Annotated in this window: 24 protein-coding genes and 1 pseudogene; 12 read left to right on the forward strand and 13 right to left on the reverse strand. The window is 60.9% G+C overall.

What is annotated here, in order from left to right; genetic code table 11:
• Nucleotides 1-3: 3 nt before the first annotated feature.
• Genes AC1DM5_RS32570 through AC1DM5_RS32585 form a run of 4 tightly spaced genes read right to left on the reverse strand, consistent with a single transcriptional unit; the run spans nucleotide 4 to nucleotide 3,755 of the window.
• Nucleotides 4-843, reverse strand: coding sequence for a carbohydrate ABC transporter permease (locus AC1DM5_RS32570; protein WP_477823044.1), 840 nt, complete (start codon nucleotides 841-843; stop codon nucleotides 4-6).
• Nucleotides 840-1,766 carry a carbohydrate ABC transporter permease gene (locus AC1DM5_RS32575; RefSeq protein ID WP_477976631.1) on the reverse strand — a complete coding sequence of 309 codons (927 nt, stop codon included), beginning with the start codon at nucleotides 1,764-1,766 and terminating at the stop codon, nucleotides 840-842. The genes AC1DM5_RS32570 and AC1DM5_RS32575 overlap by 4 nt, the downstream gene beginning before the upstream one ends.
• Complete coding sequence (locus AC1DM5_RS32580) at nucleotides 1,759-2,922, reverse strand: ABC transporter ATP-binding protein (protein WP_477823046.1); 1,164 nt, start codon at nucleotides 2,920-2,922, stop codon at nucleotides 1,759-1,761. The genes AC1DM5_RS32575 and AC1DM5_RS32580 overlap by 8 nt, the downstream gene beginning before the upstream one ends.
• Nucleotides 2,919-3,755, reverse strand: coding sequence for a metallophosphoesterase family protein (locus AC1DM5_RS32585; protein WP_477823047.1), 837 nt, complete (start codon nucleotides 3,753-3,755; stop codon nucleotides 2,919-2,921). Before AC1DM5_RS32585 ends, AC1DM5_RS32580 begins: the two co-directional genes overlap by 4 nt.
• 248 nt (nucleotides 3,756-4,003) lie before the next feature.
• Between AC1DM5_RS32585 and AC1DM5_RS32590 the strand changes: the two genes are divergently transcribed.
• Nucleotides 4,004-4,399: a hypothetical protein gene (locus AC1DM5_RS32590; protein ID WP_477823063.1), complete on the forward strand. Its 396-nt coding sequence runs from the start codon at nucleotides 4,004-4,006 to the stop codon at nucleotides 4,397-4,399.
• Between the two features lie 160 nt (nucleotides 4,400-4,559).
• Nucleotides 4,560-5,294, forward strand: coding sequence for a hypothetical protein (locus AC1DM5_RS32595; protein ID WP_477823048.1), 735 nt, complete (start codon nucleotides 4,560-4,562; stop codon nucleotides 5,292-5,294).
• Nucleotides 5,295-5,332: 38 nt separating this feature from the next.
• Here AC1DM5_RS32595 and AC1DM5_RS32600 read toward each other — a convergent pair whose 3' ends face one another.
• The 3 genes and pseudogenes from AC1DM5_RS32600 to AC1DM5_RS32610 form a co-directional block, all read right to left on the reverse strand.
• On the reverse strand, nucleotides 5,333-5,737 hold the full coding sequence (locus AC1DM5_RS32600; RefSeq protein ID WP_477823049.1) for a type II toxin-antitoxin system VapC family toxin: 405 nt from the start codon (nucleotides 5,735-5,737) through the stop codon (nucleotides 5,333-5,335).
• Nucleotides 5,737-5,982, reverse strand: coding sequence for a type II toxin-antitoxin system VapB family antitoxin (locus tag AC1DM5_RS32605; protein ID WP_477823050.1), 246 nt, complete (start codon nucleotides 5,980-5,982; stop codon nucleotides 5,737-5,739). The genes AC1DM5_RS32600 and AC1DM5_RS32605 overlap by 1 nt, the downstream gene beginning before the upstream one ends.
• A gap of 246 nt (nucleotides 5,983-6,228) precedes the next feature.
• Nucleotides 6,229-7,125 (reverse strand): annotated as a pseudogene (locus tag AC1DM5_RS32610) (LysR substrate-binding domain-containing protein); the annotation flags it as partial.
• Between the two features lie 146 nt (nucleotides 7,126-7,271).
• On the opposite strand from AC1DM5_RS32610, the gene AC1DM5_RS32615 reads away from it, so the two are divergent.
• The 3 genes from AC1DM5_RS32615 to fhuB are packed head-to-tail and all read left to right on the forward strand — an operon-like array spanning nucleotide 7,272 to nucleotide 12,291.
• Nucleotides 7,272-9,416, forward strand: a complete 2,145-nt coding sequence (locus AC1DM5_RS32615) for a TonB-dependent siderophore receptor (protein WP_477823051.1) — start codon at nucleotides 7,272-7,274, stop codon at nucleotides 9,414-9,416.
• Nucleotides 9,410-10,327, forward strand: coding sequence for an iron-siderophore ABC transporter substrate-binding protein (locus AC1DM5_RS32620; protein WP_477976633.1), 918 nt, complete (start codon nucleotides 9,410-9,412; stop codon nucleotides 10,325-10,327). The genes AC1DM5_RS32615 and AC1DM5_RS32620 overlap by 7 nt, the downstream gene beginning before the upstream one ends.
• The gene (gene fhuB, locus AC1DM5_RS32625; protein WP_477823064.1) at nucleotides 10,327-12,291 is read left to right on the forward strand and encodes a Fe(3+)-hydroxamate ABC transporter permease FhuB; all 1,965 of its coding nucleotides are present in this window, start codon (nucleotides 10,327-10,329) and stop codon (nucleotides 12,289-12,291) included. The genes AC1DM5_RS32620 and fhuB overlap by 1 nt, the downstream gene beginning before the upstream one ends.
• Before the next feature lie 23 nt (nucleotides 12,292-12,314).
• Here the strand turns inward: fhuB and AC1DM5_RS32630 are convergent, their stop codons facing one another.
• Entirely contained in the window at nucleotides 12,315-14,411 is a 2,097-nt protein-coding gene (locus AC1DM5_RS32630; RefSeq protein WP_477976635.1) for a putative bifunctional diguanylate cyclase/phosphodiesterase, read from the reverse strand.
• A 410-nt stretch (nucleotides 14,412-14,821) separates the two neighbouring features.
• Between AC1DM5_RS32630 and AC1DM5_RS32635 the strand changes: the two genes are divergently transcribed.
• On the forward strand, nucleotides 14,822-15,628 hold the full coding sequence (locus AC1DM5_RS32635; protein WP_477823065.1) for a transporter substrate-binding domain-containing protein: 807 nt from the start codon (nucleotides 14,822-14,824) through the stop codon (nucleotides 15,626-15,628).
• 69 nt (nucleotides 15,629-15,697) lie between these two features.
• Here the strand turns inward: AC1DM5_RS32635 and AC1DM5_RS32640 are convergent, their stop codons facing one another.
• Complete coding sequence (locus AC1DM5_RS32640; RefSeq protein WP_477823054.1) at nucleotides 15,698-16,711, reverse strand: AraC family transcriptional regulator; 1,014 nt, start codon at nucleotides 16,709-16,711, stop codon at nucleotides 15,698-15,700.
• Nucleotides 16,712-16,829: 118 nt separating this feature from the next.
• Between AC1DM5_RS32640 and AC1DM5_RS32645 the strand changes: the two genes are divergently transcribed.
• The 3 genes from AC1DM5_RS32645 (at nucleotide 16,830) to AC1DM5_RS32655 (ending at nucleotide 20,499) form a co-directional block, all read left to right on the forward strand.
• Nucleotides 16,830-18,269 (forward strand): APC family permease, encoded by a 1,440-nt coding sequence (locus AC1DM5_RS32645; RefSeq protein WP_477823055.1) that lies wholly within the window; start codon nucleotides 16,830-16,832, stop codon nucleotides 18,267-18,269.
• Between the two features lie 14 nt (nucleotides 18,270-18,283).
• Nucleotides 18,284-18,433 (forward strand): hypothetical protein, encoded by a 150-nt coding sequence (locus AC1DM5_RS32650; protein WP_477823056.1) that lies wholly within the window; start codon nucleotides 18,284-18,286, stop codon nucleotides 18,431-18,433.
• Nucleotides 18,434-18,501: 68 nt separating this feature from the next.
• A complete protein-coding gene (locus AC1DM5_RS32655; RefSeq protein ID WP_477823057.1) occupies nucleotides 18,502-20,499 on the forward strand; it encodes a primary-amine oxidase in 1,998 nt (665 codons plus the stop codon).
• Between the two features lie 60 nt (nucleotides 20,500-20,559).
• Here the strand turns inward: AC1DM5_RS32655 and AC1DM5_RS32660 are convergent, their stop codons facing one another.
• Nucleotides 20,560-22,101 carry a cation:proton antiporter gene (locus AC1DM5_RS32660; RefSeq protein ID WP_477823066.1) on the reverse strand — a complete coding sequence of 514 codons (1,542 nt, stop codon included), beginning with the start codon at nucleotides 22,099-22,101 and terminating at the stop codon, nucleotides 20,560-20,562.
• Nucleotides 22,102-22,200: 99 nt separating this feature from the next.
• On the opposite strand from AC1DM5_RS32660, the gene AC1DM5_RS32665 reads away from it, so the two are divergent.
• The gene (locus tag AC1DM5_RS32665; protein WP_477976637.1) at nucleotides 22,201-23,424 is read left to right on the forward strand and encodes a flavin monoamine oxidase family protein; all 1,224 of its coding nucleotides are present in this window, start codon (nucleotides 22,201-22,203) and stop codon (nucleotides 23,422-23,424) included.
• Between the two features lie 57 nt (nucleotides 23,425-23,481).
• On the opposite strand, the gene AC1DM5_RS32670 is transcribed toward AC1DM5_RS32665, so the two are convergent.
• The 3 genes from AC1DM5_RS32670 to ftsZ all read right to left on the reverse strand — a co-directional run bounded on the left by AC1DM5_RS32670 (nucleotide 23,482) and on the right by ftsZ (nucleotide 25,360).
• Complete coding sequence (locus tag AC1DM5_RS32670) at nucleotides 23,482-23,787, reverse strand: type II toxin-antitoxin system RelE/ParE family toxin (RefSeq protein WP_477823059.1); 306 nt, start codon at nucleotides 23,785-23,787, stop codon at nucleotides 23,482-23,484.
• On the reverse strand, nucleotides 23,787-24,068 hold the full coding sequence (locus AC1DM5_RS32675; protein WP_477823060.1) for a type II toxin-antitoxin system ParD family antitoxin: 282 nt from the start codon (nucleotides 24,066-24,068) through the stop codon (nucleotides 23,787-23,789). Before AC1DM5_RS32675 ends, AC1DM5_RS32670 begins: the two co-directional genes overlap by 1 nt.
• Before the next feature lie 269 nt (nucleotides 24,069-24,337).
• Nucleotides 24,338-25,360 (reverse strand): cell division protein FtsZ, encoded by a 1,023-nt coding sequence (gene ftsZ / locus AC1DM5_RS32680; protein WP_477976639.1) that lies wholly within the window; start codon nucleotides 25,358-25,360, stop codon nucleotides 24,338-24,340.
• A gap of 243 nt (nucleotides 25,361-25,603) precedes the next feature.
• Here ftsZ and AC1DM5_RS32685 point away from each other — a divergent pair, with 243 nt between their 5' ends.
• A complete protein-coding gene (locus tag AC1DM5_RS32685; RefSeq protein WP_113185157.1) occupies nucleotides 25,604-26,377 on the forward strand; it encodes a DeoR/GlpR family DNA-binding transcription regulator in 774 nt (257 codons plus the stop codon).
• A gap of 112 nt (nucleotides 26,378-26,489) precedes the next feature.
• Nucleotides 26,490-26,644 (forward strand): FAD-dependent oxidoreductase (locus AC1DM5_RS32690; RefSeq protein WP_477823067.1); only part of this gene is annotated, 155 nt, incomplete at its 3' end.

The raw sequence follows: 26,644 nt of genomic DNA on the forward strand, positions 1-26,644 counted from the left end.
CGGTCAGCCTTTGAGACCGGTCATGGTGATGCCCTCGACGAAGCGTTTCTGCGCGAGCAGAAAAGCCGCAACGAGGGGAATGGTGATGATGATGGTGGCCGCCATCAGCGCGCCGTAATCGTCGCCGGCTTCCGCGGCGCGGAAGTTCATCAGGCCGAGCGGCGGGGTGGCATAACCCGGCTTGCTGATGACGATCAGCGGCCAGTAGAGGTCGTTCCAATGGGCGACGACCGAAAAGATCGCGAAAGCCGTGACCGCCGGCCAGGCATTCGGCACGATGACGCGCGAGACGATGCCGAGTTCGGACATGCCGTCGAGACGCGCGGCATGGATCAGGTCGTCGGGCATGGCGCGGAAGAACTGCAGGAAGAGGAAGATCGCAAAGACAGAGATGGTGAAGGGTGCCACCAGCGCCGTATAGCCGTTGAGCAGCGACAGGCTGTCGAAGGCGACGTAGAGCGGCAGCGCCGTCGCATGGATAGGCACCAGCAGGCCGAGCAGCACGAGCACCATCATCATGCGGGCGGCACGGAACTTCAGCTTCGCCATGGCATAGGCGCAGGGGATCGCGACCAGCACCTGGAAGACGAAGATCAGCGCACAGACCACCACGCCGTTCCAGAGAAGCGTGCCCATCGCCACTTTGTCGAGCGCCTTGGTAAAATTCTGCACGTAGTAGAAATGCGTCGGGATCAGCGAAAGCGCTGCGGTGAAGATATCGTCCTGCGATTTGCCGGCGGCCGATATCATGAAGATGTAGGGCGCAAGGAAGATGACCGCGCCAAGGATGAGCAGCGTCAGGCGCAGCAGCCGGCCGAGGGTGAAGCGGGATCTCGTCTTCATGAATAGTGCACCCGCCGATCGAGGAAGCGGTATTGCAGGAACATCATCACCACGAGGATGGCGAGGAAGACCACGGTCATGGCCGAGGCATAGCCGACCTTCATGTAGACGAAACCCTCCTGATAGATGGTGAAAAGCAAGACTTCGGAGGCGTGATTGGGGCCGCCATCGGTCAGCGTCTTGACCGTCTCGAAGGTCTTCACCGCATTGATGATGCTGATCGTGGTCACGAAAAGCGCCGTCGGCCCGAGCATCGGCCAGGTGACGAGGAAAAAGCGGTCGAGCGAGGATTTGGCGCCATCGATTTCGGCGGCGGCATAGAGTTCGCGCGGGATCGCCGTCAGCCCGGCGAGGAACAGCACCATGTTGAAGCCGACCGTCTGCCACACACCGATGATGGAGAGGCTGTAAAGTGCTGTTGCCGAGGAGCCGAGCCAGTTCGGCTTCGACAGGCCGGCGAGACCGATGAGCGCATTGAGCGGACCGATCGTCGGATGGAAGAGATATTGCCAGACGGTCGCCATGGCGACGATCAGCGAGACAACGGGGAGGAAATAGGCCGTGCGGAAGACGCTCTTTCCCCAGCCCTCGCTCTCGATCAGCATGGCCACACCAAGGCCGAGCAGGATCGAGGCGGGTGCTACGATCGCCGTATAGACAGTGGTGTTCCAGAGCGACTTGCGGAAGGTGCGGTCGGCAAAGAGCTCGGCATAGTTCTCGAAGCCGACGAAACGGAACTTGCCGACGCCGAGTTCGAAATCGGTAAAGCCGAGGAAGACGACGGCGACGATCGGCAGCAGCACAAAGAGGGCGATCAGGATAATCGCTGGCAGCGTCAGCAGCCAGGCGGTCTGTGCCTCGCGTCGCTCATGCCTGACGGATGGTGCGACCGATCGGATCTCGCCTGCGGCAATGCTAGCCATGGGCCTTCTCCCTGCTGGTATCGGCGGGAAGGGCGGCAGTGCGCAGCCGGCGGCCGTCGGGTGCAAAGACCATAGCCTTGTCGGGTTGAAAGGAGAGGGCGACGGGCATGCCGGCAGAAAGGCCTGCGGCATCGGCAGGCGCAAGCTTGGCAAGTACGGTCTCGCCGATCGCATTCAGTCGGCAGAACAGAATCACCTCGGAGCCGAGGAATTCCATACGCTCGATGCGTCCGGGAAGAGAGGTCTGGCCCTCTGCTGCAAGCCGCACGAATTCCGGACGGATACCGATCGTCACGTCGGAACCGGCAGGATTGGCTTCTTCCAGCGTGAGCCTGATATCACCGAAAGCAATCGTTCCGCCATCGGCGCGCGCCGGTAAGAGATTGATGCGCGGCTGGCCGACGAAGCGGGCGACCTCAATATGAGCAGGATCGTCATAGATGACCTGCGGCGGCGCCAGCTGCAAAAGCTGGCCGCCGATCATCACGGCGACGCGGTCGGCCATGGAGAGCGCCTCGGCCTGATCATGGGTGACATAGACGGTCGGCACGCCGGCGCGGCGATGTAATTCGACGATTTCGCCGCGCGCATGGACGCGCAGGTTGGCATCGAGGTTTGACAGCGGTTCGTCCATCAGGAAGACGCTCGGATGGCGCACCATGGCGCGGGCAAGTGCCACGCGCTGCCGCTGACCGCCCGACATCTGGCCAGGCTTGCGCTCCAGGAGATGGTCGATCTTCAGGGCTTTGGCCGTTTCCTGCACATCGCGAGAAATGCCCGAACGAATGGCGCGGTAGCCGGGCAGGACAGGACCGAGGAAGGGAAGGCGTTGAATGCTGCTCAGCCGGCGCATGGCTAGCGGAACGGCGATATTCTGGCCGGCCGTCAGATGTGGATAGAGCGCGTAGGATTGGAACACCATGGCGATGTTGCGGTCTGCGGCGGCCACATTGGACATTTCTCGCCCGCCGATGACGATCTCGCCGGTGTCGGCATGGTCGAGGCCGGCAAGGATGCGCAAGAGCGTGCTCTTGCCGCAGCCGGAAGGGCCGACAAGCGCGATGAATTCGCCCGGCTGCACATCAAGGCTGATGTTTTTGAGAATGGCGTTGTCGCCATAGGATTTGGAAATGGCCGAAAGTGTCAGCGCACTCATTGCGCAGGCTCCTTCTGCACCTTGTGGGCCTCGTGCGGATAGACTTCGGCCACAACATCGTCGAGCACATGCGCCAACATGCCTGATATAGCTACGATCTCGCTCGCGACGCCGTCGCCGAGATCGTGAAGCACGGCTCCAACAAGCTTCTCGCCCGGCATCTCACGCTCCATCGTGCCGATGATGAAGGCGGCGGACGGTCCCCAGATGAGCGACGTGTCGTTGAAACGGCCCTTCCAGGCCCAGTGCAGGTGGCCGCTGGCGTAGAGCGCGACATCATGGGCGGCAATCAGATCATAGAGCCTCTGGCGCTGGGCCGGACGGATGCTCCAGTAGCCGGTGTCGCCCTCGTCAGGTGTATCGACGAAAAGCGGCTTATGGGCAAACATTGCGATGCGCCGGCCGGCGCGCTCGGCAAGCGCCTTTTCCAGCCATGCGAATTGCGTTTCCTGCTCGTCATTCTCCATGCCCATCAGCAGGCTGTTGAGGCCGATGAGGCGCCAGTTGCCGGCATCTTCCAGCCAGTAATCCGGGCCTACGAGATTGCGCCAGCGGCTGAGCCTTGTCGCATCGACCGGCTGCAGGGAGCCCGGCAGATGGCCGACATCATGATTGCCGGGAACGATCAGCATCGGGATCTTTACCTGCTGCATCAGCTCCATGCAGAAGGTGAGGTCCTCGTCCTTGTCGGCGCCATCGACGGCAAGATCGCCGGTATGGACGACGAGATCCGCGCCGCTGCCGTTGATCCAGTCCGCAAGCGGCTGCCAGTTGCCGTTGAAATGCGGTATCGACGGGCTGAAATGCGTGTCGGTGATCTGGACGATTTTCATGCCGGCGGTCTCCAATAGGGCCCGCGGCGGGTTTCCGGCGGCAGGCAATGCTCATGCCGCCTCTTTAGAGCGCCCCAATGTCAGGCGGGTTACAAGCGTTTCCACCCTTGTTCCAATTGTGTCGTGCAATTGTCATGAAGGGCGGATCGCGGCTGACGCCAAAATTGCAATGTATCGGCAATCCATCGACCCTATCCGTCTTGGCGAGGATAAATCCACGCGCAAAGGACCGATCGATGAAGACATTGATGGAGAACAGGAAACGGAGTTGGCCGCGGCCAATTCTTCTCGGCTGCGCCGTGCTTGCGGCCACATGCATGCTGGCAGCCTGTGCCTCGCAGATCATGAAGAGCTATGTCGGCGTGCCGATCAGCAGCGTCATGCTGGATTACGGCCCGCCCGACAATGTCTATGAGATGCGCCCTGGTGAGCGGGCCTATCAATGGCGCAAGGACAAGACGCAGGTGGTCTCCGGCAGCTCCAGCGGCGAGGTACGCCAGACGCGCCGCGGCGAACGCTACGAGGTGACGGAGACGCCTGGTTATGTCGAGCGGACGGAATGTTTCTACACCTTCTACACCCGCAATTCCGGCGGCGAGTGGTATGTGACGAGTTTCAGGCAGCCGCAGCTAGAATGCGAGTGAACCCGCGCTCGCGGTAGGCGATCGCCACGTCGGAAGTCACCGCCACGAGCCGATTGACCTGTCGTTGATACCGGGCAGCGTGACCCAGCAGCATTTTATCGATTGGCTTCTCGCGTCCTTAAGCGCCGTCTGGCAAGCTTCTGCTGACGATGGAGAGACCATGACCCGCAAAGGTTTCGCGATATATAGCAGCGTGTTCACCGCGCTGTGGATTGCCCTCATCGGCGGTTTTCCGCTTCTCCTGTTTGCTGCCGTGAAGACGACCGCCTGCGCGGCCGACACCTGCGGCGCCGTCGCTCTGATGTTCGGCCTATTTGGCCGCATCATCCTGGTATTCGTCTACGCCATTGCGATGCTGACGTTCATTGCGAGGCGATGCGCGCGTGCGGGCTTGAGCGTCTTGTGGACGCTTGCCGGGATGCTGTGGCTGCTCGCAGCCCATGATGTTCTTCTTGCCGGGTTCAATTTCTGGGCTGTTGGTTTTTCCCTCGGGATATTTTCCTTCAGATTTCCCGTAACTCTGCTCTTCTTCTTCGCCTTCATCATCTTCCTTTCCTTCTGGAAGGGAGAGGATGAAAACCGCGCCGGCGGGCTCACGATCTCCTGGCGGTTTGCGGGCGTCAGCGCGTTTGTCTCGACGATGATCTCCGCGGTCATCTGCATCCCAATGGTCGCATCATTCGGCTGGATCGTGGGCTTGCCGCCGCGGTCCACCATTGACCTGATGTTTCTGATGGACCGCGTTCTGAGCCTCAGGCTCGGGGAACATTGGATCACATATGTCAATGAGCTATGGATACTTCTTACTATCTTCGTCTGTGCGCTGGGGTATCTCGTCGTTAGCCAAAGACGCGCGGATGGTCGATCGATGCCGTCGGATCCTAAGCCTGTATGAATTGTCCTGACGATTTGCGGGCCGGCGTTGGCGAGAAATCACAGAATGGTTTCGATATCAGTCTCACGAAATTCGTTATCTGTCGCTAGAATAGGAACGCCATAGTATTTCGCACAGGCGTAGTGGAGGCAGTCACCAAGGTTAAGTCCTCTGCGGCCGGCGCGATATCGATGCGCAGCTGAAAGAGCGAGGTGCGTTGTTTCACGAGCCGGGGGAAGGTCGCGGATCTCGATGCTACGAGCCTCCAGAAATTCCATCAGCAGCGCTTCCACTGCATCAAGCGGCAAGCCAAACTTGTCGGGTCGCGCGAGCCCCAAAGCCGCCTCGAGCATTGCGACAGGAGAGGTGAATGGGGCGCGTGCCGCCGCGATCGCATCGGATACCCGCTTGGCCTCCGGTTCATCCGACAAGAGGGCGATGATCGCGCAGGCGTCGATGAACATCAGCCTTCGCCCCATAGGGAATCAAAGACCTCATGGGAAAGCGGCTTGCGAGAGGATGGTGTCAGGGAAATACCATGCTTCTCCCTGAGCCGGGCTGCAGTCTCGGCCGGGCTCTCGCTACTGGTGCGACGTTCGATAGCCTCTTTCATGGCGATCACAATCGCATCAGTGATACTAACCCCGGCCATAGTGGCGAACTCCCGCGTCAGCGCATCCGCCTCTTTGTTGTTGACGTTGATGGCCATCGCCGGCTCCATGTAGATAATTCTCTCAAATAATGTAGATCACTTTGTTCTTCATTCCAAGCTTTGAAGTGGGCAGGTGGATCTGCGTCACAGATCGACTTTACGACCTTCCTCTTCCGGTCTCGACAGATCAAGTTCGGACCCGACAAGCGGCGAACGGCGCAATGCAGACAAGGTCGTGTCCGATGGTTCGCCAGACACCGGCGCTTTTACTACCATCTCGCCGGATGCCGGAGGGCTGATCTTCTGCCGGTGCTGGCCAATGAAAGCCTTGGTGGCAGGCGAACTTTCGCCCTTGCGGTAGGCGATCGCCACGTCCGACGTCATCGTGACGCTCTGAAGCGGCCGGTAGTGGATATCGGGCAGTTCCACGCGGCTCATGGATTGCGGTACCAGCGCGATGCCGGTGCCGATGCCGACGAGGGCGGCGATCTCGGTGAAGTCGTGTGCGATGGCCTTGACGGAGGGTTCGAAGCCGGCTTCCCGGCAGGCCTGCAGCGTGTTGCGGTGAAAGCCGACGTCCGGCGGCTGGCGCGGCGTGATGAAGGTATTGCCGGCCAGTCGGGCGAGCGTATCGATGGCGCGCTCTGAGAATTCATGATCCGCAGGGACCATGACGACCAGCGGCTCGCGCAGCACGACCTGCACGGAAACGCCAAGCGGTATTGGCGCCGGCGCGCGGATATAGCCGAAATCGAGCAGACCGTCGGCAATGCGCTGCAGCTGCTGACGCAGCTCCATTTCCTGCAGCTCGACCTCGATATAGGGATAGTGGCGCTTGAAGTCCCTGATCGAGCCGACAACCGCGCCGGAATACGCGGCGGACGCGACATAGCCGATCGAGATGCGCCCGCTTTCGCCGCGCCCGGCGCGGTTAATGGCGGCGACCGTCGCCTCGGTCTGGACCAGGACTTTCCGAGCCTCCTGAAACAGGGTCTCGCCCGAATGCGTGAGCTGCACGCCCCGGCGGCTCCGATCGAGCAGCGGCGTGCCGACAATCTTTTCGAGGCTCCTGATCTGCTGGCTGAGACCCGGCTGGGCGATGCCCAGCCTTACAGCCGCACGTTCGAAATTCCGCTCTTCGACCAGGGTCACGAAATATCGCAGGTGCCGGAGTTCGAAGCCGGGGTCGGTCAGCGCCAATCATGTTCTCCTAGAAGAATCTAAATCTATGACATCAGGCGAGTTTCATAGTCCACGCTTATAAAAAATTCGAGCCGCGTTTATTGGACCTTCGAAAAATAACATGATTAGAAAAATCCAGTTTTACGGCATATAACGAGCCCCCAATGACTGGTTCTCTTAATCTCCTCACATTTGCTTCGACCACAGCGCTGGCAAGCGCCCTTCTGGCGCCGCTGTTTCCGGCGGCCGCGCAAGAGGCAAATCCGACGACGCTCGCCCCGATCGTCATCAGCGGCTCCAAGGACGAGGACCCGACGGCGCCGGTAAAGGGCTTCGTTGCCAGGACGAGTGCTACGGCGACCAAGACCGGCACGCCGCTCATCGAAACCCAGCAATCGATCTCGGTGCTGACGGCTGACCAGCTGAAGTCACAGGATGCCGAAACCGTCGGCCAGGCGCTCGATTACGTGCCCGGGGTCGTCGGCGAGCCCTACGGCGCCGACCCGCGTTTCGATTCACCGCGTATCCGCGGTTTCGACAGCCGGCAGGCGCAGTTCCTGAACGGGCTGCGCATGATGCGCACGGCAGGTGCCCCCGCGGTCGACCCCTATCAGCTCGAGCGTATCGAAGTGCTGCGCGGCCCGGCTTCTGTCATGTATGGCCAGGGCAATCCCGGCGGCATGATCAATCTCATCAGCAAGCGGCCGGTCTTCGAACGCTTCGGTGAAGTCGGCGCGCAGGCCGGCAGCTATGATACCTACGGCACCTATTTCGATTTTGGCGACATCATGCCCGGCAATTCCGATTTCGCCTATCGTCTGACGGGGCTTGCAAGGACGGCCTCGGCGCAGGTCGATGAACTCGACAATGACCGCTATTTCATCGCCCCGGCGCTCACCTGGCAGCCGGATGAAAACACCAAGCTGACGATCCTGACCAGCATCCAGCACGATAATCCGAGCACGCCATCTGGTCTGCCGCCCCAGCTCACGCTCAATGCGACGGGCGCCAACCGCCTGTCGCGGGATTTCTTCGTCGGCGACAAGAGCTTCGATACGTCCGACCGGACGCTCACCAATCTCGGCTATGAGCTGGAACATCGCCTGAACGATACCTGGACCTTCCGCCAGAACCTCCGCTATCAGAATTTTGATTGGAACTATAAGGCGCTCGGCATGTCGACGATCGGCCTTACAGGCGGCCGGACGATCAACCGCAACGCCACCATCCAGGACGAGCTTCTCAACACGTTCAACGTCGACAATAACTTGCTTGCGGAATTCGATACCGGAGACGTTCAGCACAAGATGCTGTTTGGTCTCGACTATCGCTATTATAGCAATAATGTCGGCACGCAGTTCTGGCGCCCCACGCCGCTCGATGCCTTCAATCCGGCCTATGGCTCGGTCAAGCTGATCGCCCCGACGCTCAGCACCTCCGTAGATTCCACCATGACGCAGGTCGGCATCTACGTGCAGGACGAGCTTGCCTATGAGAACTGGCGCGCGACGGCAGCCCTTCGCCAGGACTGGGCCAGCACGGAGGGAACCTCGACGAACCGGCTGACGGGCATTTCACGTCCTGTCGATCAGGACGATCACAAGCTCACCGGCCGGGCCGGCCTCAGCTATGTCTTCGACAACGGCATCGCCCCCTATATCAGCTACGCCACCTCCTTCGAGCCGGTGCCGGTTTCCGCAACGAGCGGTATTCTCCAGCCGACGACGGGCGAGCAGGTGGAAGTCGGCGTCAAATATCAGCCGGAGGGCTGGAACGGCTTCTTCACCGTCGCCGCCTACGACCTGAAACAGGAGAACGTACTGACGACCTACGCTCTGCCGGATGGCACGACGCGAACCGGTCAGATCGGCGAGGTCGACGTCAAGGGCATCGAACTGGAAGGCGTTACCAGCCTCACCGATGGGCTCGATCTGCGCGCTGCCTATACTTACATGCAGGCCGAAATCGTCGGCGGTGTCGATGACGGCAAGCGCCCGGACAATGTGCCGGAGCATGCCGCAAGCCTCTGGCTCGACTACACCTTCCCCGAGGATACCGCGCTCGAAGGCTTCGGTCTCGGCGGTGGCGTGCGCTATGTCGGCCAGCGCTATGGCGATACCAAGAACTCGCTCGATCTTGACGCCGTGACCCTCTTCGATGCAGCAGTGCATTACAAGAAGGACAATGTGACCGCCTCGCTGAACTTCAAGAACCTTGCCGACAAGGATTATGTTGCAAGCTGCAGCTCCTTCGGCTGCAGCTATGGCGATGGCAGAACGGTGATGGGCAAGCTGACCTTTCAATGGTGAGTGAATTTCGAGACGCATATGGACGGGGCATCGGCCGTCGGCAGGCGCTTGCACTGCTGGCGGCTATCGCTATTCCCGGCAAAGCCTTTGCGGAAACGCCCCAATCGCTGCCAAAGCGCATCGCGGCAATCGACTGGGCCATGCTGGAAACGCTGGTGGCACTCGGAATTATGCCAGTTGCTGCGACCGAGCTCGTGCAGTTCCGCAAGGATGCGGTCGAGCCGGTGCTGGACGAGAGCGTTGCCGATCTCGGCCTGCGCGGATCGCCGAACCTCGAACTCCTGCGTCTGCTGCGCCCGGACCTCATCCTGGTTTCGCCCTTCTATGTCAGGTTCGAGGCGAGCTTTCAGGCGATCGCGCCTGTCCTGTCGCTGCCCTTCTATAACAGGGGCGAGCCGCCCTATCAGAAGGCGATGGATGCCGTTTCGGCACTCGCAAAGGAGCTTGGCCTCGAAGAGCGCGGCCGCGAAGTCGTGGCTGAACAGGCAGCCCTTGTCGAGGAGGCGCGCCTCAGCCTGCAGGCTTTTGCCGCGCGCCCGACCTATCTCGTCAATATCGGCGATGCCCGCCATGCCCGCGTCTTTGGCGCCGACAGCATGTTCGGCGATATCCTGTCCCGGCTTGGCCTGCCGAATGCCTGGATAGACCGTTCCCGTTACACTTTCGCCGCGCCGGTGCCGATCGAAAACCTCGCCGCAGAGCCTCAGGCGCGCATCGTCATCATCTCCGATATCCCGGTCGAAGCCCGCAATGGCCTGAAGAACAGCATGATCTGGCAATCGCTGCAGCCGGTGCGCTCCGGCCGCGTGCTGATGCTCGACAATATCAATCCTTATGGCGGCATCTCGGCGGCTGCCCGCTTCACGCGGCTCTTCAAGGCGGCGATACTGTCGTCAGGGGAAAGGCCGTGATGAGACCCGCCGCACTCGCCGCCGCGCTTCTCGCCTTTGTCGCCTCCGCCGGCCTCTTCCTTTGGGCGGCGCTGAACCATCTGCCTTTTGCCGACTGGCCGTCCTTGCCCTTCGATGCCGGGCAAATGACGACGCAGCAGATCATTTTCGCCTATGCTGTCCTGCCGCGCGGGGCTGTTGCGATTCTGGCCGGTGCAGCCCTCGGGCTTGCCGGCGCCCTGTTGCAGCGCCTCCTGCGCAACCCGATCGCCGATCCCTCGACGCTCGGCGTTTCCTCCGGCGCACAGCTTGCGATCGTCGGTGCGACATTGTTCTTCCCCGAGCTGCTCGATGGCTACCGCGCACTTGTGGCGCTTGCCGGTGCGGGTGTGGCAACGGCTCTCGTCTTCCTGCTCGGCTGGCGGCGCAGCTTCGAGCCCATCACCATGGCGGTCTCCGGCCTTCTCGTCGGCATTACCTGCAATGCGCTGTCGGCTGCGATAACGCTCTCGCAGGGCGAATATCTGATGTCATTGGTGACCTGGAACGGCGGCTCGCTCAGCCAGCAGGACTGGTCGGCGGCGGTAACACTCGGCCTCGAACTGCTGCTCGGCCTCGCCATCACCCTCCTGTTGCTGCGCCCGCTTACCCTGCTCGGCCTCGGCGACAGCAGCGCGCGCTCGCTGGGTGTCGCACTCGCCGGCACACGCATTGCCATTGCAAGCCTTGCCGTGGCGCTCAGTGCCGGCGTTGCCGCCGCCGTCGGGCTTGTCAGCTTCGTCGGCCTTGCCGCCCCGGCGCTGGTGCGCCTGCTTGGCATCCGCACCACGCGCAGCATCCTGTTGCTCTCGCCTTTTGCCGGTGGGTTATTGCTCTGGTTCTGCGATGGCGTCGTCCAGCTCGTCGCCTCCTCGGCCGGTGAGACCTTCCCGACGGGATCGGTGACGGCCTTGATCGGAGGGCCGCTATTGCTCTGGCTGCTGCCGCAGGTGCGCGCCGTCGAGCCGCCGCAGCCGCCCGATAGCGTCGTCGTTTCCCGCGCACCGCTGTCGCGCCTCGTCCTCATCTTCTGCCTGCTGCCGCCGCTCGTCTGGGCGGCCCTTTGCGTTGCGCGCCTGCCGGACGGATGGACGCTGCTGAGCGGCGATCTCTTCTGGGAGCTCTTTCCCGCCCGCTGGCCGCGTCTGTTGGCGTCGGCCGCTGCCGGCGGGCTGCTCGCCATGGCGGGCACCATGCTGCAGCGCCTCACCGGCAATCCGATGGCAAGCCCCGAGGTGCTGGGTGTCAGCGGCGGGGCCGGCGTCGGTTATGCCGTTGCCTTGAGCTTCTCCGCCAATGCCGGCGCGCCTGCCCTCTTTCTTGGCGCCGGCGGCGGCGCGATCGTCGTGCTCGTCATCGTGGCGCTCTTTGCCGCCCGCCGGCATCTGCCGCCCGAACGCTTGCTGCTCGCAGGCATTTCCGTCAGCGCCTTTTCGTCGGCGATCCTGAGTGCGCTTCTTGCCGTCGGCGATCAGCGAGCCTGGCAGATCCTTTCCTGGCTCGGCGGTTCAGCTGCGGCGGCCACGCCGGATACGGCTGCGTTCCTCGCCGGCCTCACCATTGTCATCCTGATAGTCGGCCTGATCTTCACGCGATGGCTGACGATCCTGCCACTCGGCGCGCCGACTGCGCTTGCGCTTGGCTTGCCGCTTGTCGGTGCGCGCATGCTGATGGTGCTGACGGCAGGCATTGCAACCGCTGCCGCTTCGCTGCTCGTCGGCCCCTTGAGCTTCGTCGGCCTGATGGCCCCGCACATCGCCCACCGTGCCGGCTTCGAAAAGGCCGGCAGCAGACTGCTCGCCTCCGCCATCATCGGCGCCGTGCTGATGGTGATCGCCGATCTCGGCGCCCGCACTGTCACTTTCCCCTATGAACTACCGCTCGGTCTCTTTGCGGCCTTCGCCGGCGCGCCATACCTTGTCTGGATGATAGGCAAAAGGCCGTGAGAGCGGCCCCTCCTAGTGGACGATCAGCCCCGCGGGGAGGATGCGGCGGCCGACTGTGGCCGCATGGCTTCGGCAGATGGCAATGACGACAGGAAATCAGCCGGAGGCAAGGGGCGGGAGAACAGGAAGCCCTGCAAGTCGTTGCAGCCGGCAGCAACGAGAAAATCTCTCTGCCCCCTCGTCTCGACGCCTTCCGCCGTTGTCGCTTTTCCAAGCGTGCGGCTCAAGCCCAGGATCGCCGAAACGATGGCGGCGCCCTCGGCCTGTGTTCCCAGCAACCGAACGAAGGACCGGTCGATCTTGATGCGGTCGATATTGAACTGAATGAGGTGACTGAGCGAAGAGAAGCCGGTGCCGAAATCGTCGAGCGCAATCCGGATCCCCTGGGATCGAAGCCTGCCGAGTGTGCCTTGCGCGGTCTCGTCGATGTTGAAGAGGGCGGCTTCCGTCAGCTCCAGCTCGAGGCGCGATGGCGGCAGGCCGGTTTCCGCCAGGATCGACAGCACGTGGCGGTCGAAGTCCCGATGCCGGATTTGCGAGGGCGAGACGTTGACGGCGACCGACATGTCGGCTGGCCAGCTTGCGGCTGCCTTTGCTGCGTTCCTCAGCACCCACCCGCCGAGCTGGTCGATCATGCCGGCTTCCTCGGCGATCGGGATGAACTTGTCCGGCGACAGCAATCCCTGGGTGGGGTGGCGCCACCGCACGAGGGCCTCTGCACCTGAGAGTTTTCCATGCGCGTCAGCCCGATGCACGCCCTGAAAGAAGACCTCCAGGTGGCCCGGATCACCTGAATGCGCATTCTCCGCGCTATCGGAGAGATGCGTACGACCGTCCAGCACGAGGCGAAGATCGTTCTTCAGATTTTCCCGTGCCTCGACCCGGTGATCCAGCGAAGGATCATATTCAATCAGGCGGCCGCGCCCGTTAGTCTTGGCTTCATAAAGGGCGACGTCCGCACGCCGCAAAATCTCGCTGGTTGCCTGGGCCGCGTCATGAAAGGCAGCGATGCCGATCGAGCATCCGATGCGGACGACGGCGTCACCGCCACGAAGCTGAAACGGCTTGCTCAGGGCCTCGACAATGGCGTTGCAGAGGAGGATGTAACTATCGTCGCCCTCTCTGACATCGGGAAGAAGCAGGGCGAATTCATCGCCGCCGAGCCTTGCAAGCGTGTCGCCTGGTTCGATCAGGGCATTCATCCTGTCGACGACGCCGCGCAGCAGCTCGTCACCGGCGGCATGCCCATGTATGTCGTTCACTTCCTTGAATTTGTCGAGGTCGACAAGGGCAAGGACTGCGAGCTCGCCGGGCGATTTCATGGCCGCAAGGCATTGCTCGAAACGGGCTGCAAACAGCGCCCGGTTTGGCAGGCCCGTCAATACGTCATGCAGCGAAAGATGCCGCGCATGATGTTCGCTCGCGCTGAGTTCTCTGAGGCTGCCGCGCAAACGGCCCATCAAGGCGAAGAAGAGGCCTGCGATGACAAGGCCGGCTACGGAGAGCACGGGAACAAGCCGGCCGATGACGCGTGAGCCCGGCAGATCCGGCCTCCAGATGATGAAGCCGATGGGGTCGCCTGATGCCGTTGCCTCGATTTCGAACGCAACTTCATTCTGCTCCTGGTCCGCGGTGCGGGCATAACGAGCGCCGGCCAAGCCCTGTTCGCGGCTCAGCGTATCGAGCGTGACACCGTCGAGGAAGCGGAACGCCACGAGGTAGAGCCTGTTGGCGTCATTTCCTTCATGCGGATCCACTTTCGAAGAGCCCGTGACCGAAACGACGCCGGCGACCGAAGGGCGACCCTCAAGCCGCATCAGCTCCACCCGGCTGGGCTCCGGATCGGAGCTCGGCCCCTGCGGCGCACCGTGGTGCGTTGCTTCCAGATCCTGGATCATCGGCTGAAGCAGCGGTCGCACCCATTTGAAGCGGCGTTTCGTTTCGGGATCGGACTGTAGGGCAAGCTCGCCTGTCGGGGTCACGAGGAAGGCCGCATTGTAGCCGAATACCGTTGTTGCGATCTTGCCGAATGTAGCGGCCGATGTCGTGCCTGCGCGCTCGCTCTTGCCGCCGGCCGTCGCCGAATCCGCCACCAGCAGCGAAGCATAGCCTGCGCCCATCAGCTGGATRTCCTGCGATACGCGCTGGACCTGATCCWGRAGGCGGCTGTTGACGAGTTGKCGCTGCCGATCGAGGGCAGCTGCGTCGCTTTCCCTCCCGGCCCAGATAGCAGCCAGGAACACCAGGCCAAGAATTGCAAGGCCACTGATTGCAAGCAGCACCAGTATCGACCCGGACGACGTCCAGGTCGCTCTGTGAGCGAATAATCTTAAAGACGGATCAGCAGGCACGCAGTCTTCTCCCGAGCGCCCTGATACTGACCGCGATTGTTTACAAAATGCTTTTCAAGCAGCATCAAAATTAATGGCCCAAAATGATGAGCTTTTTAATCGTTTTGTGATTGGCTGTTCATCGCGCAACGCTTGCCGATGCAAGGTTGGCGATCGAGCTCTACATCAAGGTGATTGATATGTTGCGATTAGGATCTCTCTATCGTTCGAAGTTCTTCGCATTTGCCTGTGCGGCCGTTGTTGCGGTCAGTATTTTTGAGCCTGCTATTGTCCGGGCTGCCGAAAACGACAGCATCCGCATAGCCGTCGAGGGCGCATTTCCGCCGTTCAACTATGTCGATTCCAATAATCAGCTTCAGGGATTCGACGTGGATATCGCCAAGGCTCTTTGCGAGACCGCGAAATTGAAGTGCGAATTTGTCATCCAGGAATGGACGGCGATGATCCCGAACCTGCTCGACAACAAATATGACGCGATCATCTCGTCGATGTCGATGAGCGCAGAGCGGCGAGAAAAGGTTGCCTTCACCCAGAAATATTATGACAGCCCGACGGTCTTCATCGCGCGCAAAAACGACGACATTGCCGGCACGTCACCCGATAATCTGAAGAAACTGCGGCTCGGCGTGACGGCAGCAACCTCCCAGGAATCCTACGCCAAGAAATTCTACAGCGGTGTCGAAACGACCGTGTTCCAGGCATCGCCGGATCTCTACAAGGGCCTTGCCGACGGCAAGGTCGATATCATCCTGGAAGACAAGCTCGCGGTCTACGACTGGCTCGCAAACACCAAGGCGGGCAGCTGCTGCGAGTTCAAGGGCGAGGATATCAAGAACACCGAATATTTCGGTGACGGAGCCGGCATCGCCGTGCGCCCGACCGACAAGCCGTTGCTGGACAAGCTCAATGCTGCGCTCGAAGAGATCGGGGCTAACGACACCTACGACACGATCAACGCGAAATATTTCCCGTTCAGCATCCGTTGAGGGCGCCGGGCCAAATTCCCTTGATCCCTGCGGCTGGCCCTATGGATCTGCCGCAGCATTGTTTGCCTTCTACTGCATGCGTTCCCAGTGTTTGCGGGCGCGCCACAGCACCGTTTCGTCTGCGTAACCCAGGACTTGCGCAAGCTCTTTCATTCTGACCGCGCCGTTCTGTTTCTGCAGCGCAAGGATACTTTGGCGGTATTCCCGCATGAGATCCCGCAACGACGTCCCCTGCTCGGAGAGCCGCCGTTGCAAGGTTCGCGGCGAAAGGCTGAGCTCCTGCGAAAGCCCGAGGAGCGTGATGGGCTTGTGTCCCAGATAGATCCCGATCAATGATCGCACATGATCGACGGTCGAGTCCGACTGCAACAACTTGCCGCTCAGATCTGCGATATGGTGCTCCAGGACCGCCGCCAGGTCGGGCTGCTCCTGCCGGTAGACGCGGCGGGCGTCTTCTGCCGAAACCACGATGCGATTGGCAGACTCGCCGAATTTTAAGGGAGCCCGGAAAATCCGTTGCAAGGTCGTCGGATCGCGAGGCGCCCGATGTTCAAAATGGACTTCGACGGGCCTCCATCCGCGTGCGAAGCAGGCACGGACGAGCTGGCAGGACGCGGCCAGCGTGAACTCGCTGTCCTGCCGTCTCGGCCAGAGCCTGGGATCGTCGAGGCGGTAGCTCCAGACCAGATTGCCGTCTTCCTGAAAGACACCGGAATTTGTGCCGCTCTGGACTGTGTTCACATATTTCGCCAATCGTTCGAAGCCGGTACGGATCGTGCTCGATATCGAAAACAGCACGCCGATCGGGCCGATATCGCTCGGCTTGAAAAGGGTTCCAAGCAATGCGCCGATCGTCGGATCTCCGACGATCGATGCCGCATCTTCGAAGATCGCCACATATCGGTTCATGGGGATCATGGCATAGGGATCGTCAAGCTGGCTGCGCAGAAGACCATGAAGGGCAAGCAATACATCTGCCTTGCCGGATTTCCGGTCGATTTGTTCGATGAGCGGCAGCAGTACAGACGCACGAATTGAAGCAAATATCTGCGCGGACGTGCCGGTTTGCTGGGCAGATGACATGTTTTTGTTCCCCGCCGCCAGTGATGGCGCAAATTATCGATTCATTGGCATGAACTGCAATTTTGAGGCCAATCGGTCGTGGCTACCGTGTTGATGAAAATCAAAAACAGGGGTTCTCATGACAACGCACACCACTTTGGGAAGTCCTCCCGATCGCCTCGCGAAAAACTCCGTCGGCCTTGCCCATATTGTCTTCTTCGTCGTGGCGGCAGCAGCGCCGCTCACCGCCGTTGTCGGCGCCACTCCTGCCGCTTTCGCATTCGGCAATGGACCCGGTGTACCGGGTGCCTTCGTCCTGGCAGGGATCCTGTATCTCGTCTTCTCGGTCGGCTTCACGGCGATGAGCCGGCATGTCGGCGGAACGGGCGCCTTCTACACCTACATCACGCAGGGCATCGGCAAGCCGGCCGGTGTCGGCGGTGCGCTGATGGCGCTTCTAACCTATTCGTCGGTACAGATCGCCATCTACGGATTGTTCGGTGTCTTCATGAGCGGCGCCGTTGCATCGATCGTGACGCTTCCGTGGTGGGCTTGGTCCTTTGCCGCACTCGTGGCCGTCCATCTTTGCGGCCAGCGAAACATCGCCTTTTCAGGCACGATCCTTGGCATCTGCATGCTGGCTGAGGTCGCAATCCTTCTGCTTCTCGACATCGGCATTGTGCTGACCGGCGGCGGGCCGGAAGGTTTCAGCCTCTCCTCCTTCAGCCCGGCCACCGTATTTTCGCCGGGCCTCGGCGTCGCGCTCGTCTTCGTGGTCGGCTCCTTCATCGGTTTCGAGGCCACTGCCATCTTCGGAGAAGAGGCGGAAAACCCGGAAAAAACTATCCCGCGCGCAACCTATGCCGCCGTTTTGCTGATCACCGTCTTCTACGCGCTGTCGACCTGGGCCATCGTGCAGTTCTATGGCCCTTCAAAGGTGCAGGCGACTGCCGGCAGCGGCTTGGAAACCTTCTATTTCGTCGCCTCCGACGCGGTCCTCGGACAATGGTCGTCGCAGGTGATGAATATCCTGCTGATCACCAGCCTCTTTGCCTGCATCCTGTCCTTCCACAACACGCTGAACCGGTATTTCTACGCGCTTGGACGCGAAGGGCTCGTCGTCAGGGCTCTGGGCAAGGTCCATCCGGTCCACGGTTCGCCCTATATCGCGGGTGCCATCCAGAGCGCCATTGCCGCCCTTGCGCTTGTCTGCTTCATCGCAGCTGGTGCAGATCCCTATACGGTCGTCTTTTCCTGGATGTCTGCTCTGGCTGTCCTCGGGATCCTGGCTGTCCAGGCCCTGGTCTGCGTTGCAATCGTTCTGTTCTTCCGGGGATTGCCGCATCGCTACAGTCTCTGGACCACGACGGTGGCGCCGGTCCTAGCGCTGCTCGGTATCCTCGGCTCGATCGTCCTCGTCATCATCAACCTGCCGCTCCTGTCGGGATCGGAAAGCGTGATCGTGAAATCCTTCCCGCTGCTGGTGGTGCTGACCGGCCTGATAGGGGCCGCCTTTGCGGTGCGCATCAGGACCGTGAAGCCTGAACTCTATGCTTCGCTCGGGAAGGCATTCGAATGACGAGACTTCAACCCTTGACCCTCGTCGACCGGATGTCGCTGATGACCTTGATGGCTTTGACCATCGCCACAATCCTCGTGGCGGCCGAAGCACACGCATTTTGCTCTGTCTTCTGCATCCATGGTGATCGCATGCCCGAAATGGACATCTGCTCCGGCCGCTGACGGCTGAGCCCTGCAGTGTGCAGCCAGATGCGCACTGCCCACCACCCAAAGCACATGAAGGACTGACAATGGACGCCATTGTAGAAACGCTCGCCTATCCGCTCGACCCGTTGAGCCTGACCGAGTTCTCGGAAGCTGTCGCAATTCTGAAGGACGAAAAGCAACTGCCGCAATCGATCCGCTTCCCGATCATTCGCCTGGAGGAGCCGACCAAATCCGACATGGCCATGCATCGCGACGGAAGGAAGCTTCCCCGGCTGGCATTTCTCCTGTCGCTCGATTCCAGCTCGGGCGAGGTTCATGAATCGATCGTCGACCTGTCGAAAAAAACTGTCGTGGAGCACAAGAGGCTGCCGCTTGAATCAGCGCCTTACGGGCAGCCACCTGTCATGCTTTGCGAGTTCGAGACAGTCGAGGCCACAGTCAAATCGGACCCGCGCTGGATTGCCGCGGTCAAGAAGCGCGGTATCACCGAGGAAGATATTCCGCTGGTCCAGATAGACCCGTTTTCCTCGGGTTTTTTCGGACGGGAATTTGAAAAGGGCGCCCGCATCGTTCGCGCCGTCTCTTACTGGCGCGAGGATATCCGCGACAATGGCTACGCCCATCCGATTGAAGGGGTCGTTGCCGTTGTCGACTTGATCAGCAATCAGGTGGTCGATCTCGTCGACGACGAGACCGTCATTCTGGTGCCGAGGAAGAAGCGGAATTATGGGCAGGAGTCCTTTCCCGATGTCCGCCAGGGTGTAAAGCCGCTCAACATCGTGCAGCCGCAGGGACCGAGCTTCTCGGTCGACCGCTGGACAGTGCAATGGCAGGACTGGTCGTTTCGTGTCGGTTTTACGCCCCGCGAAGGTCTCGTCCTGCATGAGCTCGGGATTAAAAATGGCGACAAGCTTCGTCCCGTGATCTTCCGTGCCTCGGTGACCGAAATGGTCGTGCCCTATGCCGATCCGAGCGCCAACCACTATTGGAAGAGCGCTTTCGACGCCGGCGAATATGGGCTGGGACGGCTCGCCAACAGCCTTGAGCTCGGCTGCGATTGCCTCGGCCAGATACACTATTTCGATATCCCGTCGGCGGATGATTTCGGCCAGCCGGTGATCATGAAGAACGCCGTTTGCATGCATGAGGAGGATTTTGGGATCCTCTGGAAGCACTACGAGTTCAGAAACGGCATTTTTGAAGTGAGGAGATCGCGCCGTCTCGTCATCTCCTTCTTCGCGACGGTCGGCAATTACGACTACGGCTTCTACTGGTATCTCTACCAGGATGGCACCATCCAGCTCGAAGCAAAGCTTACCGGCATTATCCAGACCGCGGCTGTGGCGAGCGGCCAGAAATATGCCTGGGGTGGAATGGTCGACGACAATCTCGGCGGTCCGACCCACCAGCATTTCTTCAATGCCCGCCTGCACATGGATATAGATGGCGGCGGAAACACCGTGACCGAGCATGAGTTCCAGCCGCGCCCATGGGGCGAGGACAATCCCTATGGCAATGTCTTCGATACGAAGACGAAAATCTTGAAACGGGAGCTCGACAGTCCCGCCGTCGCCAATGGCGAGACCGGCCGGTATTGGAAGGTCCAGAACCCCAACGAGCATAATTCCGTGGGAAATGCGCCCGGCTATAAAATGGTCGTCATGCCAAGTCCCCTGATGCTCGCCCAGGAGGGATCGACGGTTGCTCAGCGCGGCGGCTTTGCCAAGAAGCACATCTGGGTGACGGCTTTCGACGCGAAGGAAAAATATGCGTCCGGCGACTATCCGAACGTGCATGCAGGTGGGGACGGCCTGCCGAAATATGTCGAGAACAACCGGAATATCGAAAACGCCGATGTCGTGCTCTGGCATTCTTTCGGGCATACGCATGTCTGCAAACCGGAGGATTTTCCGATCATGCCGGTGGAATATGCAGGCTTTACCCTGAAGCCGAACGGTTTCTTCGACAGCAACATCGCCATGAACCTCCCCGCTGCCCGCAATGAGCATAGCCGTGACAACCGCGGCTCGGCCGCTTCCGATCAGGAGGACAGGGCGAGCGGCAGTTGCTGCGGACATTGATGGGGATCGCATGCAGTATTGGGGCGACTGCAAAGGTCGCCCCTTATCTGCAGTCTACCCTTAGCTCTCGGTAATGCGCCGATCCTCGTCGGAGCCGACCGAAAGCTGCTTCCAGTCGAGATCTTCCTGCAGTTCGAGATATTGCGTCGGGCCGATCCTGTCCTTGTCGCGCAGTTCCTCCAGGCGCTGGCGCTGGGCGATCACGGCGGCGATCGTCAGTTTGCGGCGGCGCTCGAGCGGCGAGGTCCCGCCAAGGTCCGAGGGCACCGTCCAGTGGTCTTTGCAGATCGTCCGGATCGCCTCGGCCTCGGCACCGCCTTCCTTTTCGAGCCGCTGAAACGCCGCCTCGGCGAGCGAACGCCTTGCCGCTTCCAGTTCGTCATGGAATTGGCCTTGCCGCCCGAGTTTCAGGAAGTGGATCATCGGGGCAAGTGTCGCTCCCTGGATGACGAGGGTTGCCAGCACTACGGCAAAGGCTGTCAGCACGACGAGGTCCCGTTCCGGAAAGTCGGCGGGCAGGGCAAAGGCGGTGGCGAGCGTGACGAGGCCGCGCATGCCGGACCAGCCGACCAGGAAGGTTTCTCCATGCTTGAAGGGAGCCAGCATTTTGCCGTTCCGGTGGCGCGAAATGACGATCGTATGCAGGAGGAAGGCCATCGCCAGACGCGCCAGGATGACGCCGACCACGACGATGGCGGCAAAACCGAGCGCCCGCTCGAGCGCGTCGGCGGACATGGATTCGACAATGCTGCGCGCCTGCAGCCCCATGAGCAGGAAGGCGACGACGTTCAGCAGGAAGACGACGGTCGTCCAGACCGCGAAGGAATGCACCCGCATGCGCGGGGAATCGTCGACCGTCGACAACGTGGCGATCGTCATGGCGCTCGCAACCGTTGCCAGTACGGCCGAAAGGTGCAGATGCTCGGCAATCAGCCAGGTCGAAAAGGCATAGACGAACTGCAGCAGGGTGCCGCCGACCGTGTTTTCGGTAATCGGTCGGAGCCGCGAAACGAAAAAGCCGAAGGCGATGCCGAGGAGAATGCCGCCGGGTGCCGCAAAGCCAATCTGGAGTGCTGTCGCTCCGTCGAGCCCGCCGCGTGCCTGGACCGTGAGTGCTGCTCCAAACAGCAACAGCGCCGTTGCGTCGTTAAACAGGCTTTCGCCCTTGAGAAGCGCATCCACACGACGGTCCACCGGCAGATTGGAAAGCACGGCGGTCGCTGCCGCAGCATCGGGCGGGGCAACGATGGCGCCGAGCGTCACCGCAACCGCAATCGGCAACCCGACCGTCAGCATGCTGATCGATACCACGACGCCCGTCGTCACCAGAACGGCAATGACGGCGTAGAAGATCAGTGGCAGCAGCATGCGCCGCGCAGCCCCCATCGGGAAATCATAGGCGGAATCGACAAGCACCGGCGCGATGAACAGGGCAAGCGCCGTCGGCGGGTCGATCGGGATGACAGGCGCACCGGGCAGCATCGCTACGCCGACGCCGGCAGCGGCCAGAATGCCGGGATAGGGCAGGTGCATGCGCCGGGTGATCTGCAGGAGCAGGATGGCGACGGCCAGCAAGGCGACGAGGGTTTCGAAGAAGGTCATGTCGGCATAGTAGCAGGCTTTCGGGCGCATTGAAGCGGGTGGAGCTCCCATGTAAAGCTTAACCCTATCAGGGCGATGACGAAGCGCGGGGCGAGGACGATGGACTACGATGTGGCTGTTATCGGCGCCGGCGCAGCGGGCATAGCTGCGGCACGAAGGCTGACCGATACCGGACGCTCGGTCATCATCCTCGAAGCCAGCAACCGTGTCGGCGGTCGGGCCTGGACGGTCGAACTTTCCGGCATGCCGCTCGATATGGGCTGTGGCTGGCTGCATTCGGCCGAGCGCAATCCCCTTGTCGCGATCGGCCGCGAGGCAGGCTTTACGATCGAGCGCGGACCGACGGCCTGGCAGAACCAGTGGCGTGATCTCGGTTTCTCGCCGGAAGAACGTGCGGCTGCTGCCGCTGCCTGGGAGGCGCTTGAAAAGCGGCTGCGGGCCAGTCCGCCGGCAAGCGACAGGGCCTCGGATGCGCTGGAGCCGGATGGTGAGTGGAACGCCTATTGCCAGTCGCTCAGCGGCTATCTGAACGGCGCGCCGCTGGAGCGGCTGTCAGTTGCCGATTTCCTTGCCTATGACAACGCCGCAACCGATGCCAACTGGCGGGTACACGAAGGCTATGGAAATCTGATCGGGGCGGCCGTTCCCGATGTGACCCTGCGCCTGTCGACGCCGGTGCGCCGTATCGCGCTGACAGGTGAGGGTGTCCGGCTTGAAACAGATCGCGGTCCGGTCACGGCAGGTGCGGCAATCGTCACGGTCTCGACCAATGTTCTCGCCCGCGGCACTATCGCCTTAGACCCTGAGGCCGATGATCACCTGCACGCCGCAGCGCAACTGCCGCTCGGCCTTGCCGACAAGCTGTTCATGGAGCTTCACGGCAATCATGGTCTCGAGCCGGAAACCCATCTCCTCGGCGATGCCAGGAACGACGAGACCGGCAGCTATTATATCCGGCCGCTCGGCCGCCCGGTCGTCGAAGGCTTCTTCGGCGGCAAGGGCGCCGTCGTCATCGAGCAGGCTGGCCTGCTCGACGCCTTCGCCTTCGCCCTCGACCAGCTGTCATCGCTCTTGGGGAACGACATCCGCCGCCACCTGCGGCCGCTCGCAGCCTCGTTATGGTGCCACACGGATTGGGTTCGCGGCTCCTACAGCCACGCGCTGCCCGGCCATGCTGGCGCCCGCACCATCCTCTCCCGACCGGTCGGCGACCGGTTGTTCTTCGCCGGTGAGGCGACGCATCAATCGGACTTCTCGACCGCGCATGGCGCCTGGGAAAGCGGGTTGCGGGCCGCCGACGAGGTGATGGACAGCGCCGGCTAAAGGCTGTTTGGCATAGTCAAAGACACGCACGCTTTGGCCGCCGACTAAAAATGCGATCTAGTTTTCCCCACTTTCGAATTGCTGCCCGGCATAAAGGATGCGCAAGATAACAACCTCGGTCGGTCCAACGACGAATGCCACGCTTACGCGCCGCTCAAAACCCACGACGCGTAAACCCGGCCGGACATGATCGCGAATGCTGCCCCGTTCAGGAAATGTCTCAAACCCATCCATAAAGGCCTTGATGCGGGCCACGTAATTGCGGGCGACGGCAGCAGATGCGGATTTTTTGCGGACGAAACCGTAGATACGCGCCAAGTCCAACTCCGCCTCTTCGGTGAGGCGGACCTGATAGCGCTCCATCAATCTTCTTCTCGGTCGATTTCGTCCATTCGCGCTTCCAGGCGCTTCCAGGCTTCGTCGATGGGCAGGGCTTTTGTGGGGTCGGTCTTGTGGGCATCGTAAGTGGCTGCAACTTCTGTGCGCAGCCAGTGCTCGACAGCGTTTTCGCGTTCCTGCAAAGCCCGCAGCCCTTCGCGGATGACTTCACTCTCTGAGACGTAATCACCGTTTGCCACCCGCTGCTTGACGAGATTCGCCATTTCCACGGGCAGTGTGATGCTCAGCTGTTGCGTTGAACGCACGACTTGCACTCCTGTTTTTTCGTGCCCTTTATATCATGCGATAGGATAGAATCCTACTCTCTCCTAACAAAGCTATTCTTGGATAAGTCCCGACCAATTTAAAGCGGCCATCCGTCCAATTTAAAGTATGGTCGCGTTGGCAACCTTCTTCACGCTACTGCTGAGAGAGCCAGACGACACACCGACTACGGTTAGGCCTGGCCCCCTCAGAAGCTTTTGTCGATTGCCGCTCCAAGAATCGGCCAGACGGATCAGGGGATCCCGTTGCCCTACTGCAGCGTTCGACCCTGGAGGTGTCCCGCGGCGAAGTCCGGCGCGGCAGCGGTCGCGCCGACGCCATCAAGGCCGGTTGCGACGACCGAGACGCGAAACTTGCCATCCAGGCCCCGGTCGAAGATTGCGCCGACGACGATCTCGGCGTCGTCCTGCACTTCATCGCGAATGCGGCTTGCTGCCTCGTCGACTTCGAAGAGGGTCATGTCGGAACCGCCGGAAATCGAGATCAGCACGCCCTTGGCACCCTTCATCGAGATATCGTCGAGCAGCGGGTTGGCGATGGCAGCTTCCGCAGCCTTCATCGCGCGTCCCTCGCCCTCAGCCTCGCCCGTGCCCATCATTGCCCGGCCCATGCCGCGCATGACGGACTTCACATCGGCGAAGTCGAGATTGATCAGGCCTTCCTTGACGATGAGATCGGTGATGCAGCCAACACCGGCATAAAGCACGCGGTCTGCCGTCATAAAGGCATCGGCGAAGGTGGTCTTCGCGTCCGCAATGCGGAAGAGGTTCTGGTTGGGGATGACGATGACGGTATCGGCCGCCTGACGCAGCGCTTCGATTCCAGCTTCCGCCATCTTCATGCGGCGATTGCCCTCGAAGGTGAAGGGCTTGGTGACGACACCGACCGTCAGGATGCCGGCCGAACGTGCCGCATGTGCAATGACAGGGGCCGCACCCGTGCCCGTGCCGCCGCCCATGCCGGCGGTGACGAAACACATATGCGAGCCGCTCAGGTGATCCATGATCTCGTCGAGTGATTCCTCGGCAGCAGCGCGTCCGACTTCCGGCAGGGAGCCGGCGCCAAGGCCTTCCGTGACATGGGCGCCGAGCTGGATGCGGCGCGTCGCCTTGGAGGTCGCGAGCACCTGGGCGTCCGTATTTGCAGCGATGAAATCAACGCCCGCCAGTTTTTCGGCGATCATGTTGTTGATCGCGTTTCCGCCACCGCCGCCGACGCCAATCACCGTGATCTGCGGCCGTAGTCCTGTAATGCCGCTCTTGGCGTCTGTCATCGAACTCTCCTTTTGTCCCTCGTGCATGCTCCGCCCCGTCGCGGATAGCGAATCGCATAATACGTTAAGCGCGCAACAAGGCAGAGGCGGGGCGAGCTTTGCAATATCCAAAGGGATTTCAGCACTCGTTCATGTTCGAAAAGACCGCACGGTGAGATTGATCCGGAAGATCGCACCAGCAGCGATTGCTTTGCGTCGAGGCGAAGTTTGGCTAAAGATGAAAACGAAACGAAGGGAGGGCGCATGTTTCTGTCGGATCGTCAGGAGAAGATCATCGCGCTTGCGAGGTCGTCGGGCCGGGTACTGGTCGATGACCTGGCGGCGCAGTTTGCCGTGACACCGCAGACGATCCGCAAGGATCTGAACGATCTTTGCGATGCGCAGCTTCTGACACGCATTCATGGCGGCGCAACCTTCCCGCGCGGGACGGAGAATGTCCGCTATGATGCGCGGCGCCAGATCGCCGCGATAGAAAAACAGGCGATCGGTGTTGCTGCCGCTGACCTCATCCCCAACAACAGCTCGCTTTTCATCAATATCGGCACGACGACGGAAGCTGTCGGAGAGGCGCTCTCCGATCATCATGAATTGATGGTGATCACCAATAATATCAATGTTGCCAATAGGTTAAGACTGATCGACAATATCGAGGTGGTGATTGCCGGCGGCGTGGTACGCCAATCCGACGGTGGTATCGTCGGGGAAGCGGCCGTCGATTTCATCAGGCAGTTCAAGGTCGATTATGCCGTGATCGGCGCCTCCGCCATCGATCCGGATGGCGCTTTGCTCGACTACGATTTCCGTGAGGTGAAGGTGGCCCAGGCCATCATCGCCAATGCCAGACACGTCATCCTGGTAGCGGATTCGACCAAGTTCGAACGGACAGCACCCGTCCGTATCGGCCAGATTTCGCAGGTCCATACCTTCATCACCGACCAATGCGATTCGCCTTCTATCCGCAATATCTGTCAGCAGAGCGGTGTTGTGCTGGTCGAAACAGCGAAAGCTAACCGCTGATTTTAGCGGTGAATAACATTCGTTTGACATTCGAAAAATTTTCGATTTAATCATCCTCACTTTCGCAATGGTGGGGGAACCGTTGCGCTGTCCTGGCTCAAAGAGGGGGAGCATGAGCCGTATCAACGATATTTTCGTCATTGGGGGCGGGATCAACGGCTGCGGCATTGCGCGCGATGCGGTTGGCCGTGGTTATACGGTCGCGCTTGCCGAGATGAATGATTTCGCCTCCGGCACCTCGTCGGGTGCGACCAAGCTCATCCATGG

The organism is Rhizobium sp. 01T437, from assembly GCF_056398505.1.

What these genes read in the sequence shown, in the direction of transcription:
- AC1DM5_RS32580 (WP_477823046.1), bottom strand. Translation starts at nt 2,922, where the DNA reads ATGAGTGCGCTGACACTTTCGGCCATTTCCAAATCCTATGGCGACAAC.
- AC1DM5_RS32590 (WP_477823063.1), top strand. Translation starts at nt 4,004, where the DNA reads ATGGAGAACAGGAAACGGAGTTGGCCGCGGCCAATTCTTCTCGGCTGC.
- AC1DM5_RS32670 (WP_477823059.1), bottom strand. Translation starts at nt 23,787, where the DNA reads ATGGAGCGCTATCAGGTCCGCCTCACCGAAGAGGCGGAGTTGGACTTG.
- AC1DM5_RS32570 (WP_477823044.1), bottom strand. Translation starts at nt 843, where the DNA reads ATGAAGACGAGATCCCGCTTCACCCTCGGCCGGCTGCTGCGCCTGACG.
- AC1DM5_RS32630 (WP_477976635.1), bottom strand. Translation starts at nt 14,411, where the DNA reads ATGGGCGCAGGCTATGCTTCGCTGCTGGTGGCGGATTCGGCGACGGCC.
- AC1DM5_RS32655 (WP_477823057.1), top strand. Translation starts at nt 18,502, where the DNA reads ATGGACGCCATTGTAGAAACGCTCGCCTATCCGCTCGACCCGTTGAGC.
- AC1DM5_RS32645 (WP_477823055.1), top strand. Translation starts at nt 16,830, where the DNA reads ATGACAACGCACACCACTTTGGGAAGTCCTCCCGATCGCCTCGCGAAA.
- fhuB (WP_477823064.1), top strand. Translation starts at nt 10,327, where the DNA reads ATGAGACCCGCCGCACTCGCCGCCGCGCTTCTCGCCTTTGTCGCCTCC.
- ftsZ (WP_477976639.1), bottom strand. Translation starts at nt 25,360, where the DNA reads ATGACAGACGCCAAGAGCGGCATTACAGGACTACGGCCGCAGATCACG.
- AC1DM5_RS32665 (WP_477976637.1), top strand. Translation starts at nt 22,201, where the DNA reads ATGGACTACGATGTGGCTGTTATCGGCGCCGGCGCAGCGGGCATAGCT.
- AC1DM5_RS32595 (WP_477823048.1), top strand. Translation starts at nt 4,560, where the DNA reads ATGACCCGCAAAGGTTTCGCGATATATAGCAGCGTGTTCACCGCGCTG.
- AC1DM5_RS32640 (WP_477823054.1), bottom strand. Translation starts at nt 16,711, where the DNA reads ATGTCATCTGCCCAGCAAACCGGCACGTCCGCGCAGATATTTGCTTCA.
- AC1DM5_RS32605 (WP_477823050.1), bottom strand. Translation starts at nt 5,982, where the DNA reads ATGGCCATCAACGTCAACAACAAAGAGGCGGATGCGCTGACGCGGGAG.
- AC1DM5_RS32575 (WP_477976631.1), bottom strand. Translation starts at nt 1,766, where the DNA reads ATGGCTAGCATTGCCGCAGGCGAGATCCGATCGGTCGCACCATCCGTC.
- AC1DM5_RS32635 (WP_477823065.1), top strand. Translation starts at nt 14,822, where the DNA reads ATGTTGCGATTAGGATCTCTCTATCGTTCGAAGTTCTTCGCATTTGCC.
- AC1DM5_RS32620 (WP_477976633.1), top strand. Translation starts at nt 9,410, where the DNA reads ATGGTGAGTGAATTTCGAGACGCATATGGACGGGGCATCGGCCGTCGG.
- AC1DM5_RS32615 (WP_477823051.1), top strand. Translation starts at nt 7,272, where the DNA reads ATGACTGGTTCTCTTAATCTCCTCACATTTGCTTCGACCACAGCGCTG.
- AC1DM5_RS32660 (WP_477823066.1), bottom strand. Translation starts at nt 22,101, where the DNA reads ATGACCTTCTTCGAAACCCTCGTCGCCTTGCTGGCCGTCGCCATCCTG.
- AC1DM5_RS32585 (WP_477823047.1), bottom strand. Translation starts at nt 3,755, where the DNA reads ATGAAAATCGTCCAGATCACCGACACGCATTTCAGCCCGTCGATACCG.
- AC1DM5_RS32600 (WP_477823049.1), bottom strand. Translation starts at nt 5,737, where the DNA reads ATGTTCATCGACGCCTGCGCGATCATCGCCCTCTTGTCGGATGAACCG.
- AC1DM5_RS32685 (WP_113185157.1), top strand. Translation starts at nt 25,604, where the DNA reads ATGTTTCTGTCGGATCGTCAGGAGAAGATCATCGCGCTTGCGAGGTCG.